The organism is Xanthomonas sp. NCPPB 1062, from assembly GCF_041481705.2.
Lineage (GTDB): Bacteria > Pseudomonadota > Gammaproteobacteria > Xanthomonadales > Xanthomonadaceae > Xanthomonas > Xanthomonas euvesicatoria.
The window spans coordinates 2256318-2274021 of record NZ_CM192987.1 but is presented as its reverse complement, the minus strand read 5'-3'; the positions used below and the strand labels follow the sequence as shown (position 1 = coordinate 2274021).

Below are 17704 nucleotides of genomic sequence, written 5' to 3'. Positions count from 1 at the left end.
TATGAGCAAACTCACCGTGCTGCTGGTCGACGACCACGAGGGCTTCATCAACGCTGCGATGCGTCATTTTCGCAAGGTCGATTGGCTCAATATCGTGGGCAGTGCCGCCAATGGGCTGGAAGCGATCGAGCGCTCTGAGTCGCTGCGCCCCAATGTCGTGCTGATGGACCTGGCCATGCCGGAGATGGGCGGGCTGCAGGCCACGCGTCTGATCAAGACGCAGGACGATCCGCCGTATATTGTCATCGCGAGCCACTTCGATGATGCCGAGCATCGTGAACACGCTCTTCGCGCGGGTGCTGACAATTTTGTCAGCAAGCTGTCCTATATCCAGGAAGTCATGCCAATCCTGGAGGGCCTGACGGAAGGAGCCAGGAATGAGTGAGTCCCGCATTCTGTTGATCGACAGTGACGCCGTGCGCGCCGAGCGCACCGTGTCGCTGCTCGAGTTCATGGACTTCAATCCCCGCTGGGTCACCGACGGCGCCGACATCAATCCTGGCCGTCACCGCCACGATGAGTGGATGGCGGTGATGGTGGGCTCGGCGCAGGACGCCGCACAGGCCGACAAATTCTTCGACTGGCTGGCCGATGCCAAGCTGCCGCCACCGGTACTGCTGATGGAGGGCAGCCCGAGCGCGTTTGCGCAATCCCACGGCCTGCACGAAGCCAATGTGTGGGCGTTGGACACTCCCCTGCGGCATGCGCAGCTGGAAGCGTTGCTGCGCCGTGCCAGCCTCAAGCGGCTGGACGCCGAGCACCAGGCCGGTGTGCAGCAGGACTCCGGCCCGACCGGCAACAGCGAGGCAGTGACCCGCCTGCGCCGGCTGATCGACCAGGTGGCCGCGTTCGACACCACCGTGCTGGTGCTGGGCGAATCCGGCACCGGCAAGGAAGTCGTGGCGCGCGCCATCCACCAGCATTCGCCGCGGCGCGACGGGCCGTTCGTCGCAATCAATTGCGGCGCGATCCCGCCGGATCTGCTGGAAAGCGAACTGTTCGGGCACGAAAAAGGCGCCTTCACCGGCGCGCTGACCACCCGCAAGGGTCGCTTCGAGATGGCCGAGGGCGGCACGCTGCTGCTGGACGAGATTGGCGACATGAGCCTGCCGATGCAGGTCAAGCTGCTGCGCGTGCTGCAGGAGCGCAGCTTCGAGCGCGTTGGCGGCGGGCAGACCATCCGCTGCAACGTGCGCGTGATCGCCGCGACCCACCGCAATCTGGAATCGCGCATCAGCGATGGCCAGTTCCGCGAGGACCTGTTCTATCGCCTGAATGTGTTTCCGATCGAAATGCCGGCACTGCGCGAGCGCGTGGACGATCTGGCCATGCTGGTACAGACCATTGCGGGCCAGCTGGCACGCACCGGTCGCGGCGAAGTGCGCTTTGCCGACGAGGCCCTGCAGGCGCTGCGCAGTTACGATTGGCCGGGCAATGTGCGCGAACTGACCAATCTGGTCGAGCGCCTGGCGGTGCTGCATCCCGGCGGGCTGGTGCGGGTGCAGGATCTGCCGGCGCGTTATCGCGGCGATTTCGCCTCGTCCAGTCCGGTCGAGTTGCCGCCGGAGCCGGCGTTGGTGGCCGCACCGGTCGAAGTCAGCGCCCTGCCGAGCAATGTGGTGACGCTGCAACCGAAGACCGCCGATGCCGAACCGGCCGCCACGTCCAGCCTGCCGGACGATGGCATCGATTTGCGCGGGCATATGGCCAATATCGAGTTGGCGTTGATCAACGAAGCATTGGAACGCACGCAGGGCGTGGTGGCGCATGCCGCTCAGCTGCTGGGCCTGCGCCGCACCACGTTGGTGGAGAAGCTGCGCAAGTACGGCATCGATCGCGAGCAGACCGAGCTGGCCAACTGAGCCAGCACACGCTCGGGTTCCGCTCGCTGGCATAGCGCTTGCTTCAGCAGGATCACTCCGTTCGCAGCTGCCGGCTGCGGCGGAATCCCGACATCCACCCGCACCAGCGAGGCATTGATGCCCATTCCCGTCACCAGTCCGCTGCTGCCGCCGCTGGAAGAGTTCCTGCCCTATCTGGAACGGATCTGGACCAGCCGCATCGTCAGCAACGGTGGCGAGATGCACCGGGCGTTGGAGCAGGCGTTGTGCGATTACCTGGGCGTTCCGCACCTTGCACTGCTGACCAATGGCACCACCGCGTTGATCACCGCCCTGCAGGCGCTGCGCATCACCGGCGAAGTGATCACTACGCCCTACTCGTTCGTGGCTACCGCGCATTCGCTGCTGTGGAAAAGCATCACCCCGGTGTTCGTGGACATCGATCCGGTGACGCTCAACATGGACCCTTCGAAGATCGAAGCGGCCATCACCCCGCAGACCACCGCGATCATGCCGGTGCACTGCTATGGCACCGCCTGCGATACCAGCGCAATCACCCGCATCGCCGATATCTACAACCTCAAGGTGATCTACGACGCGGCGCATGCCTTCGGGGTGCGCGATGACGGCGGCTCGATCCTGCGCCACGGCGACCTGAGCGTATTGAGCTTCCATGCGACCAAGGTCTTCAACACCTTCGAGGGCGGCGCGATTGTCTGTCCCGACGAAAGGACCTATCAGCGCATCGGGCATCTGAAGAACTTCGGCTTCGTCGACGAGACAACCGTGGTGGCACCGGGCATCAACGGCAAGATGAACGAGATCAGCGCAGCCTTCGGTCTGCTGCAGCTCAAGCACATCGATGAGGCCATTGCGCAACGCAGTACCATCGATGCGCAGTACCGGCAACGGTTGAGCGATGTGCGCGGCATCCATTGCGTTGCGCGGCTCGATCACTCCACGCCCAACTACGCGTACTTTCCGATTCTTGTGCAGGACGACTACCCACTGGCGCGCGATGCGCTATACCAATTGATGCGCGAGCACGGCATCCTGGTGCGGCGCTACTTTTATCCGTTGATCAGCGACTTCCCGATGTATCGTGCCCTACCCTCGTCGGCGCCGGCATGGTTGCCGGTGGCGCGCTCAGTGGCCGCGCAGGTGCTGTGCCTGCCAATCTTTCCGGGCTTGAGCAGCGATCAGGTGGATACCATCGCCGATCTCATCGCCGGCCAACAGGCGACGTGACCGTATAACGCTGCAGCTGCATTTCAACCTCACATCTCTACAACAGGCAACCAGGCGAGCTCGCATGACCCAGGCAACATTTATCGAGAACTTCCTCTCCGCCACCGACTTCCAGGAGCCGGTGGAAGTGACGATGGACACCGTGCTGCTCGAGCTCCCGGAATGGGATTCGCTGGCGGCGCTGGGCGTGATCGTGATGTTCGACATGGAATACGGCAAGACCATCACCGGCGAAGATCTCGCCGTTGCCATCACCGTCGGCGATCTTTACAAACTGACCGAGGCGTAAGCACCATGCCGACCTCCACGCTGCATAACGTCCGCTTTGCCGGCATGGCGACATGCGTGCCAAAGCGTGTAGTGTCCAATCTCACCGATTGCCGTCCGCAGATTCGCTCCGAGCGCGAGCGGCTGGTGCGCAACATCGGCATCGAGACCCGGCGGATGGCATCGGAATGGCAGTGTTTTTCCGACCTGGCCTTCGATGCGACCGAGGTGCTGCTGGAAAAGCTGCAGTGGAAGCGCGAGGAGATCGATGCATTGATCGTGGTGACCCAGTCGCCGGATTACCCGATTCCGGCCACCGCCATCATCCTTCAGGACAGGCTGGGGCTGTCGCATGCCACGGTCGCCTTCGACGTCAACCTGGGCTGCTCGGCCTACCCGTTTGGCATCAACCTGCTCGGCTCGATGATCGCTGCCGGTGGCGTCAAGAAGGGCCTGCTGCTGGTCGGCGACCGCAGCGCCAACCTTGAAGACCCGATCTTCTCCGACTCCGGCACCGCCACGGCGCTGGAGTTCAGCGCCGACGCGCCGCCGATGTATTTCGACCTCAACAGCGATGGCAGTGGCTACAAGGCCATCATCCTGCCGGTGGGTGGTCACCGCGAACCGGTCGGCATCCAGCACTTGGTGCCGTATCGCGACGAGGCGGATGGCGCCTGGAAGCGTGGCGTGGACCTGATCCTGGACGGCGTGGCAGTGCTGAGCTTCTCTACCCAGCGCATTCCACCTGCCGTGCAGAAACTGCTTGAGTACACCGGCGTGGCCAAGGAAGACATCGATTACTTCGTGTTTCACCAGGCCAACCGCATGATCAACGAGACAATTCGCAAAAAGCTCGGCCTGCCGGTGGAAAAGGTGCCTTCGACACTGCGCGACTTCGGCAACACTAGCGGTGCCTCGTTGCCGGTCACGATGACTGCGCGGATAAACAAGGAACTCGAGTCAGGACCCAAGCGCGTGCTGCTGTGCGGCTTCGGCATCGGCTTGTCGTGGGGCACGTGCCTGGTGGATATCGACGGCGCGGTGTTTCCTGATTTGATCGAGTCGTGAGCATGACGGCTGCGAGCACTGACACATTCGGGCTGCAAGACAAAACCATTTTGGTGACCGGTGCCTCCTCCGGCATCGGAGCGGCGGTCGCGGCAATGTGCGCCCGGCTTGGCGCTACCTTGGTACTGACCGGACGCGACGAAGCCCGCTTGACTACCGTGGCCTACGCATTGCACGGCACCGGTCACAAGGTGCTGGCAGGCGACCTCACCGACGAAGCGACCCGCAAGCGGCTGGTAGACGCGACGCCGGGCTATCACGGGCTGGCGTCGTGCGCAGGTATTGCCGCCTTGGTGCCGTTTCGGATGGCTGCCGAAAAACACTTGCAGCAGATGCTGTCGGTGAATTATCTGGCGCCAGTCAGCCTGACTCAGCAGTTGCTGGCAAAGAAGCGTCTGCTCGGCTCCGCGTCGCTGGTCTATGTGACTGCACTGTCGGCACGCGCCGCTCCGCAGGCGGCAGCAGGCTATGCCGCCTCCAAGGCTGCGCTCGAGGCGGCGGTGCGCACGCTAGCGCTGGAGCAGGCCAAGCACGGCATCCGCGCCAATTGCGTCGCGCCCGGGTATGTGGACACGCCCATGCTGAAAAAATTGGGCACTGCCGCGGACATGGACGACAAGATCGGGCTGACCCCGCTGGGCCGCATCGATCCGGATGACGTCGCAAAAGGCGTGACCTATCTGCTCTCGGCTGCCAGCCGCTGGATCACGCGCAGCACCTTGACCATCGATGGCGGCATCTCCCTGCCGATCCGCTTATGAGCCTTGACACATCCATGCCCGCTTCGGACACCGTCTCCGCCCTGCTGCGCGATCTGTATGGATTGCAAGGCAAGACCGTGCTGGTCACCGGTGCGTCCAAAGGCATCGGTGAAGCAGTGGCGCTGGCCTGCGCCAACGCGGGCGCGCAGCTGCTGATTGCCGGGCGCGACGAAGAGCGCCTGCAGACCACCCTGGCCGCGTTGCCGGGCGATGGGCACCGCCTGTTCGCTGGCGACCTGAGCGATGCGACTGCCGTGCAACAGCTCGCTGCAGACTGCGGGCCCGTCGACGGCGTGGTGCACAGCGCCGGCATTCGCGGGCTTTCGCCGATGAAGCTGGTCAGCGACAAATTTCTGCGCGAGGTGATGGACATCAACTACATGGCACCGGTGATGCTGACACGGCATCTGCTGGCGCGGCAGTCGCTACGCCCCAGCGGCTCGGTGCTGTTCATTTCATCCATCGCCGCGCTCACCGGCACAGTCGGCGTCGGCCCCTACGCAGGCTCGAAAGCCGCTCTGATCGGTACCTTACGCCCGTTGGCGCTGGAACTGGCACGGCGAAAGATTCGCGCCAATGCGCTGTGCCCTGGCCTGGTGGAAACATCCTTGATAAATGAGGACAAGGCCTGGTTCGAGGAAAGCCGCAAGCGTTATCCGCTGGGCATCGGCGACCCGAACGACGTGGCACTGGCCTGTCTGTATTTTCTCTCCGACGCCAGTAGCAAAGTGACCGGCCAGGCGTTCAGTATGGATGGCGGCGTGGAGTTCGCGTGAGCAGTCGACCACGCTATCAGGTGTTGATCATCGGCGCGGGCGGCTTTGGCAGGGGTGTGGCAGCCATGGCCTACAACGACGATCCCGAGTACGGAACCGATTGGGAGATCAAAGGATTTCTGGATAGCCGTAGCGAGCTCGGCACTACGACGCGATGGCCGATTCTTGGAGATCCAGACAGCTACCAGGTCGTCGAGAACGATCACTTCATCTGCGCGCTGGGCGATCCTGCCGCACGCCGTCGCTACACCCGCCCGTTGATCGAGCGTGGCGCTCACTTCATGGTATTGCGGCCGCGCCTGCGTGAAGCATCACCCACACCGATCGGACGCGGCAGCCTGTTCGAGGTCGGCGTGTCCATCGGCGCCGACAGCCGCATCGGTGAGTTCGTCATCGTGCTGTCGACAACTATCATCGGTCATGATGTGGTAATCGGGAATTTCGTGCAGATTGGCAACTTTGTCTTCATCGGCGGTGGTGTGAGCATCGGTGACGACGTGATCATCCATCCTCACTCCACGCTAGCTCCTGGCGTCAAGGTCGGCGATGGAGCGATCATCGGCGCAGGCAGTGTAGTGGTGAGGGACGTGCCTCCCAACAGCACCGTAGCGGGCAATCCGGCGCGTGTCATCTTCACCCGATAGGGCTGACTAGTTATGACACGTAACGCACTCGACTCCACGTATTGCACGAGCACGAAAACTTTCGAGCTGGAGTGCACGCGGCGTTTCAGTCGCATTCGTCCCGGTACTGGTAAGCGCGTCGCTGCGAGTATTCGTGCATTACATCCACATCGACGACGGCGAAGTGGTCGGCGCCGGTTCGGCCCTGGTGAAGGACGTGCCCTCCGGCACCAGCGTGTTCGGCAACCCTGCCCGCATCGTGTTCCAGAAAGACATTTAACAAGGCAGTGACTCATGCGCTCGCGAATGCACACCAGGTACTACCTGTCACCAGAGATTTTTGCCCGTGAGCAGGCAAAGATTTTTCGCAAGGTCTGGCTCTTCACTGGCCTGAAGACTCTACTGACTGAGAACAACAACTTCATAACTCGCAAGATAGCGGGCATTCCCCTGGTGATCCAGAACTTCCACGGCAAAATCCGTGCGTTCGAGAACGTCTGCCTCCACCGCAGTGCATTGATTCAAACCGGTGCTATCGGTTGCCGGCCTCTTGTGTGTCCCTACCACGCCTGGAGTTACGACGACCAAGGCCGGGTAAAGAATATCCCGGACTGCGAGGCGATTTACCGCTTGGACGATAGTGAAAAGGACGAGCTGAAGCTGCGCGAATTCTCATTGCGCGCCATCGGCAACCTGCTGTTTGTCAACCTCGATCCCAATCCAATGCCAATCGAGGAGCAGTTTTCGCCTGACTTTATCGCCTTGCTGGAAAGTAGTTCCAGCGCCTATGACACCGAGGTCATGGTGACCACATGGCGTGGCCGGTACAACTGGAAACTCGCTTACGAAAATCTTCGGGATGCTAATCATCCGCGCTTCGTCCACCCCAAGACCTTAGCCAAGAGCGTCAGCTTCGTTGCCGAGGTAAACGAAGAACAAGCCAAGCAGTCCATGGAAGCGTTGCAAGACAGCTCGCCCGCTGCCTTGAGACGCGAGATGCGCCGCTTTAGTTTCGGCGGCCCGGACGCCCCCATACCCAACCTTCAACACTTCGGCTGGCACGAGAAAGTGGAACGCTGGGGCACGCAGGATGCCTACTTCAATTGGTTGGCCTTCCCGAACATGCACATCGCCAGTTCCAATGGCGGGTATTCCTTCACGCTGGAACACCACATTCCCGTCGCACCGGACCGCACCGACCTGGAAATCTATTGGTTTAGCGCCCGCAAGAAACAGCCTTACGGCTCTTCCAGCCAAGTTCTACTGGCACAGATGCACGGCAGCAAGGTGGTGGTGGGCGAAGACGTGGACATCATGGAGCGTGTGCAGGCGGCATTGCACACGGACGCTCCGCTACCCACCCAGGGTGCATATGAATCCATGAATCGCCTGGTCGAACGCTGGTACACGCAGCTGATGGAAACCGAACATGAAATCTAGGTGGATCATCGGCAGCAGCGACTACCTCGACCTGGCCTTTTACGCCTGGAAGCAGGCGTACCAGGAAGAAAACGTCATCAGGATCGAGGTAACACAAGATTCCGAACACGAGTTCGATCTTGGCGTGCTGGATGGACTGAGTCCGGCCGACGGGGCCATGTTCGTGGCTTTCGACGAACGCTTCGGCAATTTCAAACGCATGGAGCTGATGCAGCTGGTGATGGCGCGCGGCTTCAGCCTGGAGCCTTTCGTCAGCACTTCAGCCGTGATCGCTGCCGCCACGGTGATTGGCCGCAACTGTTTCATCGGCGACGGCGTGGTGGTTGGCGCGGGCAGCCGTATCGACTACAACACCGTGCTGCATAGCGGGGTCAAGATCGGTGCTGGCGTGCATCTGCGCCCGTCATGCTGGTGCGACATCGGCGTCAGCATCGGCCACGGCACCGAGATCGGCGCGCACGCCATCCTGCGCATGGGAACGGTGGTCGGCCCTGGCGTCAAGATCGGCCGCCACTGCGAGCTGGGCTGGCCACGCCTGTATGACCGTGACGTGCCCAGCCGCACGGTGTACGACACCCGCTATGACGAACCCATCCTGGTCTACGGACAGTAACGGAGGATCCAGGCCGCATGCCTGTCGCACGATGAAAACGAACTACATATTCCTCGCCGGCATGGCGAAATGCGGGACCACGCCCCTGGCCGGCTGGCTGACCAAAAACGGGATCGCAAAGTATCTGGTCGAGGACATCAAGGAACCGCATGGCTACCTGTTTCCCGGTACGCAGCCGCAACTTCCAGCACCAGCGAAACTGCCGTGGCTGGATGCCAGCTCCGGCTACGCTCTCAGCCCTTATGCGATCTCGAGGTTGCCCGAACATGGCACCCGGATCGTGCTGTGCCTACGCAATCCCTTCGAGCGAACCTGGAGTTCCTATCGCATGAACAAGATCAACGCCCTCCAGGACGGCGAGGCGCTGGCGCTTTCCAACAGTTACCTGAAAGCCTCTGGAACCACCACGGCCCGGAATGGGACGCCAATGCCAAAGATCACCGCGTCCACTCCCTACCAGGAAGAGAAGGACCTTCAGCTACGCATGTTTCCTCGGGTTTCCTCTGGTTACGTCGAGCGTCATTTCGATGCGGAGATCGATAGACTCCGAAAGGGAGACTTCGCAGGCCGGCTGGATTACGAAACAGCGTTCCTGATGACTCGCCGGAACTTCCCTTTCATGTCTGTCCTGGTGGCGAGCTTCTACTACGCCGGCATTAGGAGCTTTCTCGATCGGTACCGCCCGGAAGACTTGATTCTGGTCTCACTCGACAAGCTTAAAGAAGAAGCGAACCGTGTGAAGTTCCTATCGAGGCTGATCGGTGAAGTACCTGAGACGGATGACGTGAAGTTTGGCTTCACCAGCCGCGACCTGTCCTTCGATGAGCAGAAACCCGACTTCGATGCACCGAAGTTCGACTCACTGCGGTCAGCGTTGTCCTACGATTTACAGCAGTACTCAGACCTACTGGCCGCGCGCGGTGTGGCCACGGACCTGCTGGACTGGGACGATCTACGCCGGCACTTGCGCTAAGCATGCGCTGCCATTGCCGGTACCGATCCGAGAAGATGACACTCCCCTTCCAGCGGACCGGCGCCGTCGTACGCGGGGCGTCACGGCAGGACGAAGCTCTGAACTTGGCTGGCCGCATGTCCACTGCGAGAACGTCCCTGCCAAGATCTATTTCGACGCCCGCTACGACACCCCCATTCATACTTACGGGACAGACGTTCATGAACTCCAGAAATGAGCAGCTTCGCCAGCGGATTCTAAGTATTGCCGAGCAGGAGCGCCCTGTACTTGACGGTGTCGTTTCAAGCCTATCCGCGATTGCAAACCGCCCTGTATTCCTCGTCGCCCCCGAGTCCTATGCAGGCATGGTGCATGGTCCCAGTGTCGTTGCCGGCCTGCACCATGTCGTTGCCGCAATTGATGACCAAAGCATCCACCTGGACCGCATCCACGGCGCGCCGCGCTGGAGCAGTCAGGAGTTTCTTGCCAAGGCGGGGCAGTATGCCGAAGCGATCGCTATCGACTTCTCTTGCAGCCCACGCGGACGCGCATTTGCACATGACCTCTGCACCAGCGCGGGCATTGAGCAACTGAGCGTTGCGCCTTCCGTTGATCCGCTGATTCCACGTTTCGAGCAGCGCCCCCTGTTTCTGCTCCAACCGCGCTCGGGTATTGGCAACATCTATGGCCCACAGATCGTCCAACGCCCCAGCCATGTCATTGCAGCCGTTGATGACCAACCGAGCGACGGCGACTCCATTCATGGAGCGCCGCGGTGGAGTTCGCGCCAGTTCATCGAACAGGCGGCTCAGCATCCCCAGGCATTGGCCATCGATTTTTCTTACAGCCCAGGAGAGTCGGGCTTGACCCGCAAGCTCTGCGAGCAAGCAGGCATTGAAAGGGTCGATGCCTGCCTCGCAGTTGCGCATTGCGGGCTGTTCGCCGTGTACGAGCCTGCGCAAGTCTACCGCCAGCGGACGCTTCTGCGCCTGGACGAATTTCTGCGTTTTGCGGATCGACTGGACGACGATTTCAGTGTCTTTACGCTCTACAGCAACCTGTTGTTCCGCCTAACCTACGATTCCAGCCTTTTGTTGGACTGCTGGGCGACGCCGATCAACGAGTACTTTTCGGAATACGCCGACAGCAGCACATTCCAGCTAGGCCAGCGTGAACATTTCTGCGATGGCGGCGCCTTCCAGGGCCCTATCGTCCGCAAGTTTCTAGAAGCATCCCGCTATCGCTACGAAAGCATCACCGCCTTCGAACCCGATGGCATCAACTTTCAGAAACTGGAGGGCATCGCGAGCGCCTCCCCCCTTCCCCCGCATAATTTCAAGGCCATCAGAAAAGCTATCTCCAACGAACATGCGACGCTGCGCTTCGAGGAGACCGGCACCGTCTCCAGCCATGTATCGTCCCATGGCGGAATCTCCGTGGCGACCACACGCCTGGACGACGAATTGGAGAAGCTGACGCTACTGAAGTTGGACATCGAAGGATTTGAAGCAAGGGCATTAGAGGGCGCATCTCACCTCATCCGAACCCAGCGCCCCCGTATGGCCATTTGTGTCTACCACTACGCCCAGGATTTACTGGATATCGTCGAACAACTGGACAAATTGGTGGAGGGCTATCACTTCCGTCTACGCCAGCACTCTCCCGGCCACTACTACGACCTCGTTTTATATGCATCGCCTGTCGCCGGTTCCGCACCGCCGCCCTGGGCGGAGTAAGCAGAGGAAAATTCACGACTTGTTAGGGGCTGCGCACAGTGCCATCGCAGCCATCGCTCCCGATGGCGAACCAGCTGCGGATCTGATCGGGAGAGACAAAGGCGGTATCGAGCATGGGCTGGTCTTAGGCAGGCGCCGACACAACGCCAGCGACACCACATTCTTGACGCGCCATACTTCGAGCGGCACGCATATTGCATTGGCGTTCGGCCAGTTCGATGATCGCTGCTTCCGCGGCGATCGGGCCTATTCGCGCCGGCATAGCGTCTACATCGGATAACTCTTGAATGATCAACTCGAACCACCACCCGTGAGCTCTCCTGCCCTCGTCAGCATCGTCATGCCGACCTACAAGTCGCGCTACTTTGCGCAGGCGCTGGAGAGCGCGCTGGCGCAGACCTATCCGGCGTTGGAGCTGGTGATTTGCGACGACAATGCCGATGGCGCCATCGAAGCGCTGCTGGCGCCAAGGTTGGCGGATGCGCCCTTCCCCATTCGCTACCACCGCAACACGCCACGGCTTGGCGAGCTGGTCAGCACGATCAAGGGGATTGGCCTGGCACAGGGCGAGTACGTCAAGTTTCTGCACGACGACGATGTGCTGGCGCCCGATTGCATTGCGCAGCTGGTGGAAGCAATCGAGCGCAACCCGGGTACGGCGATGGCCTCCTCGCGCCGGCAGCGTATCGACGGCGATGGCCAGCCACTGCCGGACATCCTGGCCACCTGCTTTCCGTTTGCCGACGACGTGCTGATCGACGGGCCGGAACTGGTGTCGTTCCTGGCCGACCACACCATCAATTTCATCGGTGAGCCGAGTTGCGTACTTGCGCGGCGCGCCGATCTGTTGGCGTTGGGCAACGGGTTGATGGCGTTGAACGGCAAGGCCATCGATTGGGTGGGCGATCTGGCGATCTACGTCAAGCTGCTGCGCCACGGCAACCTGGCGTTCCTGGCCAGCCCGCTGACGCAGTTCCGCGTTTCCAGCGCGCAGTTCAGCCAGGGCGGCCGCGATCAGGTCGGGGTCGGCGACCAGGGACACGACGACCTGCGCCAGGGCATCCGCCAGCTCGGCTGGCGACGCGAGACTGGCGACAATCGACAGGTGCGCGTGGCCCCGCTCAGCCCGCACAAGGCGCGCGTCTTCAAGCCGGTGGATCTGGTCAATGCGTTGATGCAAAGCGCCGGCATGGCCGAGCGCGTGTCGCCGACGACTTGGTTGGGCGTGCGCCATCCGAGCATGGTGCAACGTGCATTGATCCAGGCGCGCCTGCATGCGCATGCCGGCGGGCCGCGCATCGCGGTGCTGCTGATCGACCGTCACGGCGATGCCGCAGCGGTCGCTGCAACGCGCGACAGCCTGGACGCGGTCGCTTGCTATCAACAGCATCGAACCTGGGTCATCAGCAGCTCGCCGCAGCAGGTTGCCGCGCACGGCGAGCGTGGGGTGCTGATCGAGGCGCACGGCCTGGCAGCGACGCTCAACCGGGTGATCGCCGCACAGGATGCGACCGATTGGGTGTTGCTGGTTGATGCCGGCAGCCTGTTCACTGCCAGCGGCTTGATGATGCTGGCGCTGGAAATGCTCGCGTTACCCGACGACTGCCAGGCCGTCTACGCAGATGAAGTGATGGCGCTGGACAATGGCCAGTTGGGGCTGGCGCTGCGGCCAGCGCTGTATCTGGACATGCTGTTGAGCGCACCGGCGACGCTTTCGCGGCACTGGGCGTTCCGGCACCGCACGCTGTTGGCCGATGGCGGCTTCCCCACCGGGCCCAGCGCGGCATTCGAGCTGGATTACCAACTCGGCCTGATCGAGCGTTACGGGTTGGCCTGCATCCGTCATATTGCAGAACCCATCCTGATCGCATCGGCCACGCCGCAGCACGACGACGAAGACGAACGCCAGGCGATTGCGCGCCATCTTGCCGCACGCGGTTACGTGGACGCCGTGGTGCACAGTGCCGGTCCCAGCCGGCACGCGCTGGACTACCGCCATGCGCAACAACCGCTGGTGAGCATTCTGGTACCGGTCGATGGCCGTCTGCCGCAGGTGCAGCGCTGCCTGGAAAGCATTCTTGCCAATACCAGCTACCCGCATTACGAGGTGTTGCTGCTGGATCGCGGCACCACCGAGCCGGATCTGCATGGCTGGCTGAGCGGCATCGAGAATCTGGGCATGCAGCAAATCCGCGTGCTGCGCTTTGCCGCCGAACCGCCGCGTGAGGCGGTGTGCAATGCCGCGGTCGAGCACGCGCATGGAGAGGTGTTGTTGTGGCTGGCAGCGGGCGCGGCGGTGATGAAAGCCGATTGGCTGGAGCAATTGCTCAACCACGCACTGCGCCCGGAGGTCGGTGCGGTTGCGGGCAAGCTGCTGCGCGGCGACGGAACCGTGCATCACGCCGGACTGCTGCTCGGCCTGGGGGCACCTGCAGCGCGTGCGTTCGAAGGTGCGGCGTTCGATGAATCGGGCTATCTGCAGCGCCTGCAATTGGACCAGAACTACAGCGCGTTGAGTGGCGAATGCCTGATGCTGCCGCGCCAGCTGTTTTTGGACGCCGGTGGTTTCGACCTGGAGCCGGCGCTGGCGCAGTGGAGCGATGTCGACCTGTGCCTGCGCCTGCAGCAGGCCGGCTACCTCAATGTCTTTGCCGCACGTGCGCAGCTGCTGATCGACCCGCTGGACGCGCCCGCCGCCACGGCGCTGGACGAAGAGGCAATGTATGCGCGTTGGCTGCCGCTGATGGCCAACGACCCGGCCTACAGCCCGGGATTTTCGCTGGACCCGGGCGCCGGCTTCCAGCTGGCCGACCCGCGCGCCAGCTGGCGGCCGCTGCAGTCGTGGCGTCCGCTGCCGAGCGTGATGGCGCTGCCGGCCGATATCGAAGGCTGCGGGCATTACCGGGTGATCCAGCCACTGCGCGCCTTGCGCGAGGCCGGGATGGCCGAAGGGGTGTTGTTCAACGGCTATCTGGAGATCAGCGAGCTGGCGCGCCAGGATCCCGACGTGGTGATCCTGCAACGCCAGGTCGGCGAGCCGCGGCTGGAGGCGATGCGGCGGATGAAGGCGTTGTCGCGCGCATTCAAGGTGTACGAGCTGGACGATTACCTGCCCAATTTGCCGCTGAAGAATGCGCACCGCGAGCACATGCCCAAGGACATTCTGAAGACGGTGCGGCGAGGGCTGGGCATGGTGGACCGCTTCGTGGTGTCCACCCCCGCCCTGGCCGAGGCGTTCGCCGGGTTGCATGGCGATATCCGCGTGGCCGAAAACCGCCTGCCGCCGCATTGGTGGGAACAGCTGCCCGTGCGGGCCGAACGCCAGGGTGGCAAGCCGCGGATCGGCTGGGCTGGCGGCGCCAGCCATACCGGCGACCTGGAGCTGATTGCCGACGTGGTGAAGGAGCTCGCCGGCGAAGTGGAATGGGTGTTCATGGGGATGTACCCATTTGCGCTGCGCCAGCATATTCACCAGTTCCAGCCGGGTGTGCCGATCGATGAGTACCCCGCCGCGCTGGCGGCGCTGGACCTGGATCTGGCGCTGGCGCCGGTGGAGCAGAACCTGTTCAACGAATGCAAGAGCAATCTGCGGCTCCTGGAGTACGGCGCCTGCGGTTACCCGGTCATCGCCAGCGACGTGCGCTGCTACCAGGGCAGCCTGCCGGTGACGCTGGTGAAGAACCGCTACCGCGACTGGATCGGCGCCATCCGCGAGCACTTGGCCGACCTGGACGCAGCACGCGCCAGGGGTGCGGCCTTGCGCGAGGTGGTGCGGCGCGACTGGATGCTCAGCGGCAGCAATCTGGACACCTGGCGGGCCGCCTGGTTGCCGGACTAATGCGGATGCGCTGCTTCAGCTGACCACCCACCGGGTTGCCCTCATCCGGCGCTGCGCGCCACCTTCTCCCGCAGGCGGGAGAAGGACAGCCTGGGTACTTTGATCTGGCGGTCGCACTGCAACTGGCGGCCTTCTGTTCCCTTCTCCCGCTTGCGGGGCAAGGTGCCCGAAGGGCGGATGGGGGGGCGCGCGACACTCCGGCGCCCGCGGTTGCCATGCCTGCAGCGCGTGGCACCGAGGGTAGTGCCCTCATCCGGCGCTGCGCGCCACCTTCTCCCGCAGGCGGGAGAAGGAACACCTGGCTGCGGGAGAAAACAAGCCAATCGCTGCGACGCGGCCGCGACCGGAACGCCCCCGCGCCGGAATCCCGGCGCCATTTCGGCACGCCGCTTGCATTGGTGTGGATGCCTCCCTGGCTGACCGCACCCATGAGCGATTCCGTCACCTCCATCCTCTCGCAGATCCGCAGCTACCAGACGCAGATGGGCCAAGGCCCGATGGGCGCGGTGGGCGATGCGGCGCATGGCAACCAGATCCAGGGCCTGGCCGGCGCACAGGGAACACCGGCGACGCAGGCACCGAGCTTCAGCGAGACCTTGCGCGGCGCCATCGGCGGCGTCAACGAGGCCCAGCAGAAGGCCGGCGCGCTGTCCAAAGCATTCGAAATGGGCGACCCCAATGCCGATCTGGCACGGGTCATGGTCGCCTCCCAGCAGTCCCAGGTGGCCTTCCGCGCCACCGTGGAAGTCCGCAACCGTCTCGTCCAGGCTTATCAGGACGTCATGAACATGCCGCTGTAAAGGTTGACGACACATGGCACTCGCGATCAGCAAAGAAAACATGAACCAGAACGCCGAAAAGGCGGGGCAATGGTTCGACCGTGTCCGCAGCCTGCAGATCACCCGCAAGCTGACCATGATGGCGATGATCGCCCTGGCGGTCGCGGCCGGTCTGGCGGTGTTCTTCTGGTCGCAGAAGCCTGGCTATCAGTCGCTGTACACCGGCCTGGATGAGAAGGGCAATGCCGAAGCGGCCGACCTGCTGCGCACCGCGCAGATTCCCTACAAGATCGACCAGGCCACCGGCGCCATTTCGGTGCCGCAGGACCGTCTGTACGACGCCCGCCTCAAACTGGCCGGCTCCGGCCTGACCGGCAAGGAAACCGGCGGCGGTTTCGAACTGATGGAAAAGGACCCGGGCTTCGGCGTCAGCCAGTTCGTGGAAAACGCCCGCTACCAGCACGCGCTGGAAACCGAACTCTCGCGCACCATCGGCACCCTGCGCCCGGTCCGCGAGGCCCGTGTGCACCTGGCCATTCCCAAGCCCAGCGCCTTCACCCGCCAGCGCGATGTAGCCAGCGCCTCGGTGGTGCTGGAATTGCGCGGCGGCCAGGGCCTGGAGCGCAACCAGGTCGATGCCATCGTCAATCTGGTGGCGTCCAGCATCCCGGACATGACCCCCGAACGCGTGACCGTGGTCGACCAGAGCGGCCGCATGCTCTCCATTGCCGACCCGAACAGCGACGCGGCCCAGCACGCCGCCCAGTTCGAACAGGTGCGCCGCCAGGAAAGCTCCTACAACCAGCGCATCCGCGAGCTGCTGGAGCCGATGACCGGCCCGGGCCGGGTCAATCCGGAAACCAGCGTGGACATGGACTTCTCGGTGGTCGAAGAAGCCCGCGAGCTCTACAACGGCGAGCCGGCCAAGCTGCGCAGCGAGCAGGTCAGCGACACCAGCACCAGCGCCACCGGCCCGCAGGGCCCTCCGGGCGCCACCAGCAATAGCCCCGGCCAGCCGCCGGCACCGGCCGTGGCCGGCGCGCCGGGCACCCCGGCGGCCGCCAATGGCCAGGCCGCGGCCCCGGCCACGCCGACCGAAAGTTCCAAGAGCGCCACGCGTAACTACGAATTGGACCGAACCTTGCAACACACCCGCCAGCCGGCCGGTCGCATCAAGCGCGTCTCGGTGGCGGTGCTGCTGGACAACGTCCCGCGCCCCGGCGCCAAGGGCAAGATGGTCGAACAGCCGCTCACCGCTGCCGAGCTCACCCGTATCGAAGGCCTGGTCAAGCAGGCAGTGGGGTTCGATGCGGCACGCGGCGACACGGTGTCGGTGATGAATGCCCCGTTCGTGCGCGAAGCGGTGGCGGGCGAGGAAGGCCCGAAGTGGTGGGAAGACCCGCGCGTGCAGAACGGTCTGCGCCTGCTGGTCGGTGCGGTGGTGGTGCTGGCGCTGTTGTTCGGTGTGGTGCGCCCCACCCTGCGTCAGCTCACCGGCGTGACCGCGGTCAAGGACAAGCAAGGCAAGGCTGGCAAGGATGGCACTCCACAGAGCGCCGACGTGCGGATGGTCGACGAAGACGACGACCTGATGCCCCGCCTGGAAGAAGACACCGCGCAGATCGGTCAGGACAAGAAGACCCCGATCGCTCTGCCAGACGCCTACGAAGAGCGCATGCGCCTGGCGCGCGAGGCCGTCAAAGCCGATTCAAAACGTGTCGCACAAGTCGTGAAGGGATGGGTCGCCAGTGAAGCCTGATAC

The 17704-nt window shown here is 63.1% G+C and carries 15 protein-coding genes and 1 pseudogene; all 16 read left to right on the top strand.

Translation table 11 applies throughout. The annotated features are described in order from the left end of the window. The first annotated feature begins 1 nt into the window (after position 1). Complete coding sequence (locus ACCQ16_RS10015; protein WP_003482992.1) at positions 2-385, top strand: response regulator; 384 nt, start codon at positions 2-4, stop codon at positions 383-385. Continuing rightward, entirely contained in the window at positions 378-1862 is a 1485-nt protein-coding gene (locus tag ACCQ16_RS10010) for a sigma-54 dependent transcriptional regulator (RefSeq protein ID WP_136733658.1), read from the top strand. Before ACCQ16_RS10015 ends, ACCQ16_RS10010 begins: the two co-directional genes overlap by 8 nt. Before the next feature lie 117 nt (positions 1863-1979). Beyond that, on the top strand, positions 1980-3089 hold the full coding sequence (locus ACCQ16_RS10005; RefSeq protein WP_014090118.1) for a DegT/DnrJ/EryC1/StrS family aminotransferase: 1110 nt from the start codon (positions 1980-1982) through the stop codon (positions 3087-3089). A 64-nt stretch (positions 3090-3153) separates the two neighbouring features. Continuing rightward, positions 3154-3378, top strand: a complete 225-nt coding sequence (locus ACCQ16_RS10000) for an acyl carrier protein (RefSeq protein WP_011347283.1) — start codon at positions 3154-3156, stop codon at positions 3376-3378. Positions 3379-3383: 5 nt separating this feature from the next. Beyond that, the gene (locus ACCQ16_RS09995; RefSeq protein ID WP_031422552.1) at positions 3384-4424 is read left to right on the top strand and encodes a ketoacyl-ACP synthase III; all 1041 of its coding nucleotides are present in this window, start codon (positions 3384-3386) and stop codon (positions 4422-4424) included. A gap of 2 nt (positions 4425-4426) precedes the next feature. Beyond that, positions 4427-5185, top strand: coding sequence for an SDR family NAD(P)-dependent oxidoreductase (locus ACCQ16_RS09990; protein ID WP_109291532.1), 759 nt, complete (start codon positions 4427-4429; stop codon positions 5183-5185). Continuing rightward, on the top strand, positions 5182-5961 hold the full coding sequence (locus ACCQ16_RS09985; RefSeq protein ID WP_173644714.1) for an SDR family NAD(P)-dependent oxidoreductase: 780 nt from the start codon (positions 5182-5184) through the stop codon (positions 5959-5961). Before ACCQ16_RS09990 ends, ACCQ16_RS09985 begins: the two co-directional genes overlap by 4 nt. Continuing rightward, positions 5958-6605 (top strand): NeuD/PglB/VioB family sugar acetyltransferase, encoded by a 648-nt coding sequence (locus ACCQ16_RS09980; RefSeq protein WP_277573109.1) that lies wholly within the window; start codon positions 5958-5960, stop codon positions 6603-6605. Before ACCQ16_RS09985 ends, ACCQ16_RS09980 begins: the two co-directional genes overlap by 4 nt. 142 nt (positions 6606-6747) lie before the next feature. Beyond that, a pseudogene (locus ACCQ16_RS09975) lies at positions 6748-6864 on the top strand (acetyltransferase); the annotation flags it as partial. Between the two features lie 14 nt (positions 6865-6878). Continuing rightward, positions 6879-8024 (top strand): aromatic ring-hydroxylating oxygenase subunit alpha, encoded by a 1146-nt coding sequence (locus tag ACCQ16_RS09970; protein ID WP_031422545.1) that lies wholly within the window; start codon positions 6879-6881, stop codon positions 8022-8024. Then, entirely contained in the window at positions 8014-8637 is a 624-nt protein-coding gene (locus ACCQ16_RS09965) for an LbetaH domain-containing protein (protein ID WP_109291538.1), read from the top strand. Before ACCQ16_RS09970 ends, ACCQ16_RS09965 begins: the two co-directional genes overlap by 11 nt. Before the next feature lie 31 nt (positions 8638-8668). After that, positions 8669-9610 carry a hypothetical protein gene (locus ACCQ16_RS09960; RefSeq protein WP_230201298.1) on the top strand — a complete coding sequence of 314 codons (942 nt, stop codon included), beginning with the start codon at positions 8669-8671 and terminating at the stop codon, positions 9608-9610. Positions 9611-9810: 200 nt separating this feature from the next. After that, positions 9811-11325: an FkbM family methyltransferase gene (locus ACCQ16_RS09955; RefSeq protein WP_029819355.1), complete on the top strand. Its 1515-nt coding sequence runs from the start codon at positions 9811-9813 to the stop codon at positions 11323-11325. Between the two features lie 340 nt (positions 11326-11665). Beyond that, complete coding sequence (locus ACCQ16_RS09950) at positions 11666-15163, top strand: glycosyltransferase (RefSeq protein ID WP_372380351.1); 3498 nt, start codon at positions 11666-11668, stop codon at positions 15161-15163. 428 nt (positions 15164-15591) lie between these two features. Next, complete coding sequence (gene fliE, locus ACCQ16_RS09945) at positions 15592-15963, top strand: flagellar hook-basal body complex protein FliE (protein ID WP_372380331.1); 372 nt, start codon at positions 15592-15594, stop codon at positions 15961-15963. Between the two features lie 13 nt (positions 15964-15976). Continuing rightward, entirely contained in the window at positions 15977-17701 is a 1725-nt protein-coding gene (gene fliF, locus ACCQ16_RS09940) for a flagellar basal-body MS-ring/collar protein FliF (RefSeq protein WP_011347269.1), read from the top strand. Positions 17702-17704: the final 3 nt, after the last annotated feature.